This window comes from Saccharothrix ecbatanensis (assembly GCF_014205015.1).
In the GTDB taxonomy this organism is placed as follows: Bacteria; Actinomycetota; Actinomycetes; order Mycobacteriales; family Pseudonocardiaceae; genus Actinosynnema; species Actinosynnema ecbatanense.
Window position 1 is genome coordinate 9,073,173 of the sequence record NZ_JACHMO010000001.1, and the last position, 12,457, is coordinate 9,085,629.

Below are 12,457 nucleotides of genomic sequence, written 5' to 3' on the forward strand. Positions count from 1 at the left end.
ACCGAACGGCGGCGGAGCCGTGGGGGAGTGGAGCTAAAGGGGGATGTTGCCGTGCGCGCCACGCCCGGCGGGGGCCGCGGCCAGGGCCTGGGCCAACCTGCGACGGGTCTTGGTCGGCTCGATGACCTCGTCCACCACGCCGATCGCGATCGCACGCTCCACGCCGCCGGCGATCCGTTCGTGCTCCTCGACGAGCGAAGCGTGCAACGCCTCCCGCTCGTCGTCCGGCACGGCCGCCAGCTTCTTGCGGTGCAGGATGCCGACGGCGGCCTTGGCGCCCATCACGGCCACCTCCGCGATCGGCCACGCGAACACCGCGGTAGCGCCCAACGACCGCGAGTTCATCGCGATGTACGCGCCGCCGTACGACTTCCGCGTCACCAAAGTCACCCGCGGCACCACGGCCTCACCGAACGCGTGCAGCAGCTTCGCGCCCCGCCGCACCACGCCGTCCCACTCCTGGCCGACACCCGGCAGGTAACCCGGCACGTCCACCAACACCAACAGCGGCACGCCGAACGCGTCGCACATCCGCACGAACCGCGCCGCCTTCTCGGCCGACAGCGAGTCGAGGCACCCGCCCTTGCGGATGGGGTTGTTCGCGATCACGCCTACCGTCCGCCCACCGAGCCGGCCAAGTCCGACCACGATGTTCGGCGCCCACTTCGCCTGCAACTCCTCGAACGAGTCCGTGTCGAGGATCGCCGCCACCAGCGGCTTCACGTCGTACGCCCGCTGCGGCTGCTCCGGCAGCAACGCCCGCAGGTCGTCACCGTCCGGCACCGAGTGCAGGTCGAACACACCCGGCTGGGCGAACAGACCGGTGATCCGGCGGGCCCGCTCGTAGGCGTCCGGCTCGTCGGAAGCGATCACGTGCACCACACCGGACTTCCGCCCGTGCGCCTCCGCGCCGCCCAGCCCGTCCATGTCGATCTGCTCGCCGGTCACCGACCGCACCACGTCCGGCCCGGTCACGAAGACCTTGCCGGCCGGAGCCATGATCACCACATCGGTCAACGCGGGCCCGTACGCACCGCCACCGGCCGCCGGTCCGACCACCACGGAGATCTGCGGCACCCGACCGGACGCCCGGATCATCGCGGCGAACATCTGGCCCATGCCGTCCAGCGACTCCACGCCCTCCGGCAGCCGCGCGCCGCCGGAGTGCCAGACGCCGATCACCGGTGTGCGGTCGCGCACCGCGGCGTCGATCGCCTCCACGATGTGCCGACATCCCTCGGACCCGAGCGCCCCGCCCATCCGCGTCGCGTCACTGCAGTACGCCACGACCTTCGCACCGTTGATGCGCCCGCGCACGGCGTACATGCCGCTGCTGTCACGGGGCCGCAACGGCGCGATCGAGCCGGGGTCCAGCAGTTGCGCGAGCCGGACCTCCGGGTCGCGCGGATCGAGTACGGCATCGGCCTCCGGGTTCGCCGGGCGGGACGCAAGGGCAGTCATCGCGAAGCTCCTCGTAGACGTCTGTCAGGCCTGGGTGAACACGAGCGAGACGTTGTGCCCGCCGAACCCGAAGGAGTTGTTCACCGCGGCCACCAGGTCGATCTTGCGCGGCTCACCGGTGACGACTTCCAGGTGCACCTTCGGGTCCTGGTTCTCCAGGTTCAGCGTCGGCGGCACGATGCCGTCGCGGACCGACAGCAGCGTGGTGATCGCCTCCACCGCGCCCGAGGCGCCCAGCAGGTGGCCGTGGTTGCCCTTGGGCGCGGTCAGCACCGGGTGGTCGCCGATCGCCCGGCGCACCGCCTGCGGCTCGATCACGTCGCCCACCTGCGTGGACGTCGCGTGGCAGTTGACGTGGCCGATGTCGGCCTTGTCCACGCCCGCGACCTGGATCGCCTTCGCGATGGCCCGCGACTGCCCGATGCCCTCGGGGTCCGCCGCGGTGATGTGGTGGCCGTCGGAGCTGGTGCCGATGCCCGCGAGCTTGCCGTAGATCCGGGCGCCGCGGGCGCGGGCGAACTCCTCGCGCTCCAGCACCATGATCCCGGCGCCCTCGCCGAGCACGAACCCGTCCCGGTTCACGTCGAACGGGCGCGACGCGGCTTCCGGGTCGTCGTTGCGGGTGCTCATGGTCCGGGCCTGGATGAAGCCCGCCATGGTGATGGTGGTGATGCACGCTTCCGCCCCACCGGCCACGACCACGTCCGCTTCACCGGACTTCAGCATCCGGAACGCCCAGGCCAGCGCCTCGGCGCCGGACGCGCACGCCGACACCGGCGCGTGCACGCCCGCGCGTGCCTTCAGGTCCAGGCCGACGTGCGCGGCCGGGCCGTTGGGCATGAGCATCGGCACGGTCAGCGGCGACACCTTGCGCAGCCCGGCGGTCTCGATCAGGTCGTCCTGCTCCAGCAGCGTCATCGCGCCGCCGATGCCGGTGCCGACCACGACGCCCAGCCGCTCGGGGTCGACGCCGTCGTCGCCGAGCCCGGAGTCCGCCCACGCCTGGCGGGCGGCGACCACGGCGACCTGCTCGCAGCGGTCCAACCGGCGCGCCTCGACGCGGGGCAGCACCTCGGTGGGCTCGACCGCGAGCCGCGCGGCGATCCGCACGGGCAGCTCGAACCGCTCCGCGAACCCACCGATCAGCGGCTTCACACCGCTGCGGCCGGCCAGGAGCGCATCCCAGGTGGAGGCGACATCGCCACCGAGCGGGGTGGTGGCACCCAGCCCGGTGACGACGACGTCGTTGTTACTGGTCATGCTTTGCTGGCGATGTAGTTGACCGCATCGCCCACGGTCTTGAGGTTGGCCAGCTCGTCGTCCGGGATCTTCACGCCGAACTTGTCCTCGGCCTGCACGGCGATCTCCACCATGGACAGCGAGTCGATGTCCAGATCGTCCACAAAGGACTTGTCAACCGTCACGTCGGCCGCCTCGACACCGGCGACCTCCTCGACGATCTCGGCGAGTCCCTTCTGGATGTCCTCGTTGCTCACTGAAAGTCCCTTCCTTCTTCTTGCTTCGCCGGCTGGTTGGTCCCACCGGAGTCTGGGTGTGCGGTCATGGCAGTCGGACGACCTGTCCCGCGTAGGACAGGCCCGCTCCGAAGCCGACGAGCAGCGCCACGTCACCGCTGCGCACCTCTCCCGCCGCGCGCATGTGATCGAGCGCGAGCGGGATGGAAGCGGATGAGGTGTTGCCGGAGTCCACGATGTCACGTGCGATCACGAGGTCTTCACGCGCTCCCTTGGCGCGCAAGCGCTTCGCGATGGCCTCGACGATCCGCAGGTTCGCCTGGTGCGGCACGAAGACGTCCACATCGGACACGTCGATGCCGGCCAGCTCGATCGCCTGGAGCGCGATCGGCGCGATCTTGGTGGTGGCCCAGCGGAAGACCGCCTGGCCCTCCTGGAAGATGAACGACTCGCGGTCGGTGATCCGGATCATGTCCGCCAACTCGCCCGCGCTGCCCCACGCCACCGGGCCGATGCCCGGCTCGTCGGACGGACCGACGACCGCCGCGCCTGCGCCGTCGGCGAAGATGATCGCGGTGGACCGGTCGTCCTGGTCCACCCAGTCGGTCAGCTTCTCCGCGCCGATCACCAGCACGTGCTTCGCGGTGCCCGCGCGGACCAGGTCGGACGCGGTGCCCAGGGCGTAGCAGAAGCCCGCGCACGCGGCGTTCAGGTCGAACGCGGGGGAGCCGGCGATCCCGATCCGGTCGGCGACCTGCGCCGCCGCGTTGGGGATCTGGGTCGGCATGGTGCAGGTGGCCACGATGACCGCGCCGATGTCCGACGGGGAGAGGCCGGCGTCGGCCACCGCCTTCGCGCCCGCCTCGGCGGCCATGTCGACCAGCAGCTCGTCCGGCTTGGCCACCCGGCGGTTCGCGATGCCGACCCGGTCCCGGATCCACTCGTCCGAGGTGTCCATGCGGAGGCTGAGGTCGTGGTTGCTGACGATCGTCTCGGGCTGGTAGCTGCCCAGGCCGAGGATGCGGGTGCCGGCCCGGCCGGCGGGGATCGAGAACGTGGTCACCCGGTCACCTCGTCGGCCGCGGTGAGCAGGTCGACGACCCGGTCCAGCTCGTCGGGGGTCTTGAGGGCCAAGGTGGGGGTGCCCTTCAGCTCGCGTTTCGCCAGGCCGGTCAACGCGCCGGCCGGCGGCAGTTCGACCAGCGCGGTCACGCCGTGAGCGGCGAGGGCGGCCTGGCAGGCGTCCCACCGCACGGGGCTGGTCACCTGGGAGATCAGTCGGGCCAGCACCTCGGCGCCGTCGGACACCACCGCGCCGTCGGCGTTGGACAGCAGCGGCAGCGCCGGGTCCTTCACCACGATCCCGGCGGCACGGGTGCGCAGCGCCTCCTGGGCCGGCTCCATGAACTTGGTGTGGAACGCGCCGGCGACCTTGAGCGCGCGGACCTTCGCGCCGGGCGGCGGCTCCGCCACCAGCTTCTCCAGCGCGTCCAGCGGGCCCGCGGCCACGATCTGGCGCGCGCCGTTGAGGTTCGCGCCGACCAGGCCCAGCTGCTCCAGGTGCGCCAGCACCTCGTCCTGCTCGCCGAGGAGCACCGCCGCCATGCCGGTCGGCGTCAACGCGCAGGCGGCGGCCATCTCGGCGCCGCGCACGGCGGCCAGCGCGACCGCGTCGTCGGTGCTCATGACACCCGCGATGGCGGCGGCGGCCAGCTCGCCGACGGAGTGGCCGGCGATGATCGTGTCGGCGGGCAGCTCGACCCGGCGGCGCAGCTCCTCGTAGGCGAGCAGGGCGAGCGCGACGACCAGCGGCTGGGTCACCGAGGTGTCCTGGATCTCCTCCGCTTCGGCGGTCGTGCCGAGCCGGACGAGGTCGAGGCCGGTCGCCTCGGACCACGCGCCGACGCGCTCGGCGGCCCCTTCGAGTTCGAGCCAGGGGGCGAGCATGCCGGGTGTCTGGGACCCCTGTCCGGGGGCGAGGAGCGCGATCACCCGCTCACTGAACACTCTTTCGGCCGCATCCGGTGATGCCGCCACGGACGAAACCAACGTCCAGTGTTTGTAGGGTGTCTACAAATGTGACTCTAAGATGAACGTAGAACGACGTGATGTGTTGTCGAACTCGACCCAAATCGGACATGCGTCTTCCGTCACACTCGGTCGAGCGACCCCCGACCGGTCACCAAAGACCACGAGCACGGGCCAGTCGCCCCACGGACAGTGCGATGCGCAGCACCAGAGCGTCACGGGGGTCGTTGGCGTTCCTCCCGGTGAGCTCGGTCGCCCGCTTCAACCGGTAGCGGACCGTGTTCGGGTGCACGAACAACTTCCGCGCGCACGCCTCCAGCACGCCGCCGACCTCCAGGAACGCGTCCACCGTCTCCAACATCGAGCCGCCCGCCTCCTCCAGCGGCCGGGCCACCCGGTCCACCAGCTGCCACTCGGCCTCCGGGTCACCGGCCAGCGCGCGCTCCGGCAGCAGGTCGAGCGACCGCACCGGGCGCGGCGCGGCGGGCCACCCGACCACCGCGCGCAGCCCGGACAACGCGTCGCTGGCGCTGCGGTGCGCCTCGGCCAGGCTCGTCACGGTCGGGCCGGCCACCACCGGGCCGGGGCCGAACGCGTCCGAGATCCGGACCAGCGACTCGCCCCGTTCCGTCTCACCGCTCAGCACCACCACCAGGCGCGAGCCCTGGACGCTCAGGAGCACCGGCCGGCTGATCCGGGCCGCCCGGCTGCGCACCTCGAACACCACGGCCGGCGGGTCGTCCGACGGCGGGTTGCCCACCAGCACGGTCGCCTCGGCCGCCGGGTCCCAGCCCAGCGCGGTGGCGCGGGACAGCAACGACTCCTCGGCGTCCCCACGGACGATCCCGTCCACGACCAGCGCCTCCAGCCGGGCGTCCCACGCGCCGCGCGCCTCGGCCGCCGCCGCGTACGAGGTGGCCGCCGAGAACGCGATCTCCCGGCCGTACCGCAGCACGCCTTCGCTCAGCAGCGCGCGCTCCGCCTCGTTCTCAGCCAGTTGGGGGAGCTGCTGCTCGAACAGCTCCAGCGCGATCCGGACCAGCTCCACGGTCTGCCGCAGGCTCACCCACCGCGAGATGTCCTTGGGCGCGGACCGGAACGCCTCGGCGGTCAGCCGGATGGCCTGCTGCGGGTCGTGCAGCCAGGACACGAACCCGGCGACGCCGTTCTGGATCAGCAGCAGCACGCCCGCCCGCTGGTCGGCCGGCATGCGCCGGAACCACGGCAGGCGTGCCTCCATCTCGGCCACGCTCGCCGCGGCCAGGTCGCCCGACGCCCGTTGCAGCGTTCGCAAGGTGGCCCGCGACAGCGCGGCTGAGCTGGTCATACCCCAACGATCGCACGGGGCCGGATGGCCGACACCAACGAGTGACACAACCTGACGCTGTGCGTCGACCGCCCTACGGTCGGTGGCAATCGGACCGGCTCTTCGTGGAGGTGCTCGTGCGCAGGTACATGTCAGTCGGCCTGGCGGTGGCCGCGGTGCTGACGACGGGGATGACGCCGTCGTTCGGCACGCCGTCGTCCGGCTCATCGTCGTCCGGCACGTCCTCGTCGGGCACGGCACGCAGCGATCCGTTGGCCGAGTTCCACGGCCAGCAGCTCACGTGGTCGCCGTGTCGGCAGGGCCTGGAGTGCGCGGAACTCGTCCTGCCGCTGGACTACGCCCGGCCCGAGGCCGACCGGATCTCGCTGGCCGTCAGCCGGAAGAAGGCGGCGGACCCGGGGCGCAGGCGCGGCGTCCTGGTGCTCAACCCCGGCGGGCCGGGCGGATCGGGTCTGGACATGCCGTTGTTCCTGGCCCACACGGAAGCCGCGAAGGTGTACGACCTGATCGGCTTCGACCCGCGCGGTGTCGGCGGGTCGACCGCGCTGACGTGCCGCACGGTGCCGGAGTTCGCGGTGATGGACTCCCGACCGGCTGATTCCGAGTTCCCGAAGTGGGCCGCCGAGGCGCGGGCCGTCGAGGACGCCTGCCACCGCGCGGCGGGCGGCATCCGGCCGTTCATCAACTCCGCGAACACCGCGCGGGACCTCGACGTGGTGCGCGCGGCGTTGGGGGAGCAGAAGCTCAACTACCTGGGCTATTCCTACGGCACGTACCTCGGCGCGGTGTACGGGAGCCTGTTCCCGAACCGGCTGGACCGCAGCGTGCTCGACTCGTCCGTGCACCCGGAGTGGATCTGGCGCGAGCAGTTCCGGGCGCAGGCGGTGGCGATGCGGCGCAACGTCGAGGCGTGGGCGGCGTGGGCCGCGCAGCACCACGACCGGTTCAAGCTGGGCGCGACCGCGGACGAGGTGATGGCGTCCGTCGAGGGGGTCGCGGCGGCGCTCGCGGCGACACCGGTCGCGGACTACGACCGGACCAAGTTCGACGCCACGGTCGGCGTCGGCAGCCGCTACCGTCCACTGTGGTCGGAGCTGGCGAACGCGGTGGTCGCGTTGCGGGGCGGGAAGGCCTCCGAGGCCGGTGCGTTGATGGCGCGGTCGGCGCAGGAAGACCTGGTGTCCGGCGTGTTCAACACGGTGACGTGCGAGGTCGACTGGCCGACCGACGTGGAGACGTACTACGAGGACATGCGGGTCTTCCGGGACCGCTACCCGTACGGCTTCGGCGTCCTCCGCGCCGCGCCGACCACCTGCACGTTCCGCACGTTCACGCCGCCGGAGCCGGCCGTGGAGCTCAAGCGGGCGGGGTACCCCGTCGGGCTGATCGTGCAGGCGGAGGGCGACACCCAGACGCAGTACGAGAGCGGACCGGCGATGGCGACCCGGCTCGGGCACAACCTGATCACCGTGCTGGACGAGGGCAAGCACGGCATCTACGGCGGCAAGAACGTGTGCGTGAACAAGTCCGTCGACCGGTACCTGGTGGACGGCGTGCTGCCGGCCAGCAGCTCGGAATGCCCCGGTGACCCGAGGCCCGACCCGGCGCAGGAGTCTTCGGCGCAACACGTACAGGCATACCTGGACGGCCGGGGCGTGTCCGCCGGATTCTGAATCAGGCCCCGGGCCGAGACCCGGGAACCCCGACGCGAAAACGCCCGGCGCGAGAATCCCGCGCCGGGCGTTTCCCTCTCCCCGGTCCCCACCGGTGATTCCACTCTGGACTGTCCGGGCTGGAACCGCCACGTCAGTCACCCTTTCGTGCCACCACTTCAGGTTGCCGGGTGATGCGCACTGAGAAACGATCTCCACCACAAGCGAAATGCTAAGGAGGGTCGTCGTGGGTACCCAGATCACCGAAGGACTCGGACAGGCGTGGACGATGGTGGCCACGTTCGTGCCGAAGCTCCTCGGCTTCCTAGTGGTTCTGCTCATCGGTTGGCTGATCGCCAAGGCACTGGCCAAGGCCGTCGGCTTCCTGCTCAAGCGGGTCGGTTTCGACCGCCTCGTCGAGCGTTCCGGCCTCGGCGGCGCGAAGTCCCCGATCGACGCCTCCAACTTGATCGTCAAGATCGTCTACTACTTCGTGCTGCTGATCGCGCTCCAGCTCGCGTTCGGCGTGTTCGGCACGGGCAACGCGGTGAGCGTCCTGCTCAACGACGTCATCGCCTACCTGCCGCGCATCGTCGTGGCGATCATCCTGGTGCTCGTCACCGCGGCGATCGGCAAGGCGCTGAAGGGCCTGGTGACCGGCGCCCTGGGCAACCGCCCGTACACGAAGATGCTGGGCAACATCACGTACGGCTTCATCGTCGCGCTCGGTGTGATCGCGGCGCTGAACCAGCTCGGCATCGCCGTCGCGGTGACCATGCCGGTGCTGATCGCGGTGCTGGCCACGGTCGCGGGCGTGATCATCATCGGCGTCGGCGGCGGGTTGGTGCGGCCGATGCAGCAGCGCTGGGAGGGCTGGCTCAACAAGATCCAGGAGGAGACGGCGCACATCGCCCCGGCGCCGCGTCGCGAGCAGGAGCCCGTGACGGCGGGTGCGGGTGCGACCCGTGCCCCCGGCCGGGTCTCGCAGGGCCAGCAGGGCCGGATGGAACCGCCGACCCCGCCCGCCGGGATGCCGAAGCCGCCCGCAGAAGGCCGCTGACCCGGCTCCGATCCGGCTCCGGACTCCGGCGACTCGGTCCGGCTCCGACACCTGACGACTACGTGGCGACTACCTGACGACGCTCCAGACGCAGCGGCAGGCCCTCACCGCACCGGTGAGGGCCTGCCGTGTGCGGTCGGTCAGTCCAGCTCGTCCAGCACGTCTTCCCAGCTCACGTACGCGAACCCGGTGGTGTCCAGGTCGCCGGCGGCCGGGGTGCGCTCGCCGTCGTGCAGCACCAGCAGCCCTTCCGGGTAGTCCCGGCCGAGGTCGGCGGTCACCAGGTGCGCGCCGTCCGAGTGCTCGACCGAGTCGTTGCCCCGGCCGCTGCCCACCACGAACTCCCCGACGTACCGGTTGCGCCCGGTCCGCTCGTAGGCGACGAACCGCGAGTCGCCCTGGCTGGACGCGATCAGGTAGTCGTCACCGACGGCCAGCCCTTCGGCGTCCGCCGTCAGCCGCTTGCCCCCGAAGCCCGGGTCCGCGCCCGACACCGAGCACTCCTCGGTCTCCGGGTCGTAGCTCTGCGGCACGCCGAACGACCGCACCTTGTCGATCAGCACCGGCGTGCCGAACGCGGCGGCACGCAACGGGATGCGCCAGATGCCGACGTCCTCCTGAGCCGCGTACAGCACGCCGTGCTCGGAGTCGACCACCATGCCTTCCAGTTGCGGGCGCTCGCCCGGCTCACCGCACGGCGTCCACTCGGTGCCGTCGGGCAGCCGGAACGACGCCGGCAGGTCGATCGAGGCCACCACGGCGGTGCCCACCGAACGGTCCGGCCCGGCCACGACGTGCAGCAACGCCACCCTGGTCTCGTTGCGCCGGTTCGTCACGACCACCGGCGTGCGCCCGACGACACCGGCAGCCAACCCGTACGCGGTGTGCTGGTCGTCCACTTCCTCTTCCGACGCCGAGAACACCGGCCGCGCGCCGGGATCGGTGACGTCCCGGACGACCGACGCCCCCGCCGCCGCACCCCGCCCGTCGATCTCGTACACCCGGATCCGGTCCCGACCGCGGTCGCTGACGAACGCGAGGTCCCGCGCGCGTCCACCGACCGGCACCCGGCTCAGCACGTCCACGTTGTTGTACCGGCCGGGCTTGGCGTCTGGCGTCGGCGGCAAGGGCGCGGGGTAGGTGCCGAGCGTCCGACCGGACAGGTCGAACGCGGCCAGTCCGCCCTCCTTCAACGTGCCGAGCACCACGCTCTGCCGAGCCGAGCGCGGGTGCACCCAGATCGCCGGGTCGTCGGCGTCGGCGTTGGCCGGCGTCCCGGACGCGTCGTCGACGAAAGCGCGGGTCTGGGTGACCGGCACGACCTCGTCGGGGCCGGGGGAGGAGGCGATCAGCAGCGGCACCAGGGCGGCCATGAGCAGGATTCGCATTACGCGCAAGCTACGGGCGCTCGGTGTACGACGCCTGAAGTCGAGATGACACCTCCGCCGCCGGCCGAGGGCTGGGAATTCCGTGCTTTTCGTCATCTCGGGAACACGGACGCGCGGCCCGATGTCCGATGCGACAGAGAGACATGCGCTCCGGAGCGCGTCACGGTCGTCACCCGTGCCCCGGACCTGTCGGGGATGGAGAACGCGGTGCACGTCTTGTTGGAGCAGGGCTTCACGGTCTTCGGGCAGGAGGTCTCCTGGGCGGAGTTCACCGGCCAGGTCTTCGCGCTGGTGGTCGTCTACCTGGCGCAGAAACGCTCGCTCTGGACGTGGCCCGTGCAACTGGTCTCGGTCACGCTGCTGTTCGTCGTCTACCTGTCCGCCGAACTCGGCGGCACCGCCGCGCGCCAGGTGGTGATCGCGCTGATCACCCTCTACGGCTGGTGGGCGTGGACCCGCCGCCGGGACCCGGTGTTCGGCGTCGTCGTCCGCAAGGGCACCACCGTGGAACGCGTCGCCGTCGCGGTCGCGTTCGTCCTCGGCACGGTCGGCTTCGCGCTCGTCCTCGACGCGCTGGACGCCTCCTGGGCGCCGTGGCCGGACGCCGCGATCTTCGTCGGCACGATCCTCGCGTTCACCCTCCAGGGCTTCGGCCTGGTCGAGTTCTGGCTGGTGTGGCTGGTGGTGGACGCGATCGGCGTGCCGTTGCAGCTCCAGTCCGGGCTCTGGTTCAGCGCGTTCGTCTACACCATCTTCGCCGTGCTGGTGATCCGCGGCTGGATCGACTGGAACCGCGCGGCCAAGCAGACCACCTCGCGCGCCAAGGCCGCCACGACCTAACGCCCGTCCTCCACTTCCCGCACCCGTTCCGCGAGCGCTCGCATCAGCACTTCGACGGAATCCGGGTTGGCCAACGCGTGGCGCAGCATCTCCCGCATCACGGTGGTCAACTCGTCGTAGTAGGCCGAGGTGGGTCGGGTGCGGGCGGTGGCGACGGCCTCTCGCAGCCGCACCATCCCCGGTTCCCGGTACAGCGCCTTCAGACTGGGCGCGTACCCGGCCAGCCGGTACAGCTCCCGCTGCTTGTCCTCACCGGTGAGGAAGCGGATGAACTCGCGCGCCGTCTGCTGGTGCACCGAGCACCGCGACACGGCCAGGTTCCAGCCGCCGAGCGCGCTCGGGCCGGGCAGTTGGATCGCCTCCCACTTCCCGACGACCTCCGATTCCGACGGTTCGTTCAGCCGGGGCTGCACGTACGGCCAGTTCCGCATGAACAGCGCCTTGCCGGACTGGAACGCTCGCCGGCTCTCCTCCTCGCGGTACTCCAGGGCTTCCCGCGGGATCCAGCCCTTCTCGAAGCCGTCGGCCAGCGCTCGCACGCCCGCCTCCGCGTCCGGGGTATCGGGGTGCAGCGGATCGCCCTTGTGCGCCCAGATGGCTTCCATCGCGTTCACCACCACGCCCTCGTGGTTGGCGAATTGGCCGACGTAGCCTGCCAGCCCGTACTTCGGGCCGAGAGTCGAGGCGAGCCGCTCCAGGTCGCGCCACGTGCGCGGCGGTTGCTCGCGTTCGGCTTCGAGCACGTCCTTGCGGTAGTAGAGCAACCCCGCGTCGGTGCGCCACGGAATCGCCCACAGCCGGTCGTCGTACCGCGCGGCGCCCACGGCCCCGTCGAGCATGAGGTCGACGTCGAACTCGTGGGCGTCCAGCGGCTCCAGGTAGCCGCCCGCGGCGAACGCCGCCGTCCACACCGAGTCCATGTTCATCACGTCGTAGCACTGCGCTTCGTACGCGGACGGGTCCGGCACGCCGGCGAGGTCCTGTGCCCGGGCCATCAGTTGGGCCCGGTGGATGTCGGTGGACGGCGACATCTCCTTGAACGTCACCTCCTGGAGGAGGCGGTGGCGCGCGTTCCACTCCTCGACCGCCCGCACCACCTGCCGGTCGGCCGACGTGTCGTAGCCGTCCACGAACGTGATCGGACCTACCCCGTCGGTCGCCCCTTCCTCCACCGGCCTCGTACAGGCCGTCAGCAGCACCACCACCGCCGCGAGCACCCGAATCAC

Annotated in this window: 11 protein-coding genes; 3 read left to right on the top strand and 8 right to left on the bottom strand. The window is 71.2% G+C overall.

Features of this window, described 5'->3' with window-relative positions:
• Positions 1 to 33 precede the first annotated feature (33 nt).
• The 6 genes from F4560_RS40495 to F4560_RS40520 form a co-directional block, all read right to left on the bottom strand.
• The gene (locus F4560_RS40495) at positions 34 to 1,461 is read right to left on the bottom strand and encodes an acyl-CoA carboxylase subunit beta (protein ID WP_184928304.1); all 1,428 of its coding nucleotides are present in this window, start codon (positions 1,459 to 1,461) and stop codon (positions 34 to 36) included.
• Between the two features lie 24 nt (positions 1,462 to 1,485).
• A complete protein-coding gene (locus tag F4560_RS40500) occupies positions 1,486 to 2,721 on the bottom strand; it encodes a beta-ketoacyl-[acyl-carrier-protein] synthase family protein (RefSeq protein ID WP_184928305.1) in 1,236 nt (411 codons plus the stop codon).
• Positions 2,718 to 2,957 (bottom strand): acyl carrier protein, encoded by a 240-nt coding sequence (locus F4560_RS40505; protein WP_184928306.1) that lies wholly within the window; start codon positions 2,955 to 2,957, stop codon positions 2,718 to 2,720. The genes F4560_RS40500 and F4560_RS40505 overlap by 4 nt, the downstream gene beginning before the upstream one ends.
• Before the next feature lie 64 nt (positions 2,958 to 3,021).
• On the bottom strand, positions 3,022 to 3,999 hold the full coding sequence (locus F4560_RS40510; protein WP_184928307.1) for a beta-ketoacyl-ACP synthase III: 978 nt from the start codon (positions 3,997 to 3,999) through the stop codon (positions 3,022 to 3,024).
• Complete coding sequence (locus tag F4560_RS40515) at positions 3,996 to 4,943, bottom strand: ACP S-malonyltransferase (RefSeq protein WP_312869781.1); 948 nt, start codon at positions 4,941 to 4,943, stop codon at positions 3,996 to 3,998. The genes F4560_RS40510 and F4560_RS40515 overlap by 4 nt, the downstream gene beginning before the upstream one ends.
• Before the next feature lie 172 nt (positions 4,944 to 5,115).
• Positions 5,116 to 6,291 carry a PucR family transcriptional regulator gene (locus F4560_RS40520; RefSeq protein ID WP_184928309.1) on the bottom strand — a complete coding sequence of 392 codons (1,176 nt, stop codon included), beginning with the start codon at positions 6,289 to 6,291 and terminating at the stop codon, positions 5,116 to 5,118.
• A 116-nt stretch (positions 6,292 to 6,407) separates the two neighbouring features.
• Between F4560_RS40520 and F4560_RS40525 the strand changes: the two genes are divergently transcribed.
• Positions 6,408 to 7,964, top strand: coding sequence for an alpha/beta fold hydrolase (locus F4560_RS40525; RefSeq protein WP_312869782.1), 1,557 nt, complete (start codon positions 6,408 to 6,410; stop codon positions 7,962 to 7,964).
• 226 nt (positions 7,965 to 8,190) lie between these two features.
• Positions 8,191 to 9,003, top strand: coding sequence for a mechanosensitive ion channel family protein (locus F4560_RS40530; protein WP_184928310.1), 813 nt, complete (start codon positions 8,191 to 8,193; stop codon positions 9,001 to 9,003).
• Positions 9,004 to 9,143: 140 nt separating this feature from the next.
• Here F4560_RS40530 and F4560_RS40535 read toward each other — a convergent pair whose 3' ends face one another.
• Positions 9,144 to 10,391 (bottom strand): phytase, encoded by a 1,248-nt coding sequence (locus F4560_RS40535; RefSeq protein WP_246477946.1) that lies wholly within the window; start codon positions 10,389 to 10,391, stop codon positions 9,144 to 9,146.
• A gap of 207 nt (positions 10,392 to 10,598) precedes the next feature.
• Between F4560_RS40535 and pnuC the strand changes: the two genes are divergently transcribed.
• Complete coding sequence (gene pnuC / locus F4560_RS40540) at positions 10,599 to 11,231, top strand: nicotinamide riboside transporter PnuC (protein ID WP_184928311.1); 633 nt, start codon at positions 10,599 to 10,601, stop codon at positions 11,229 to 11,231.
• On the opposite strand, the gene F4560_RS40545 is transcribed toward pnuC, so the two are convergent.
• Entirely contained in the window at positions 11,228 to 12,457 is a 1,230-nt protein-coding gene (locus F4560_RS40545) for an extracellular solute-binding protein (RefSeq protein WP_184928312.1), read from the bottom strand. The genes pnuC and F4560_RS40545 overlap by 4 nt on opposite strands.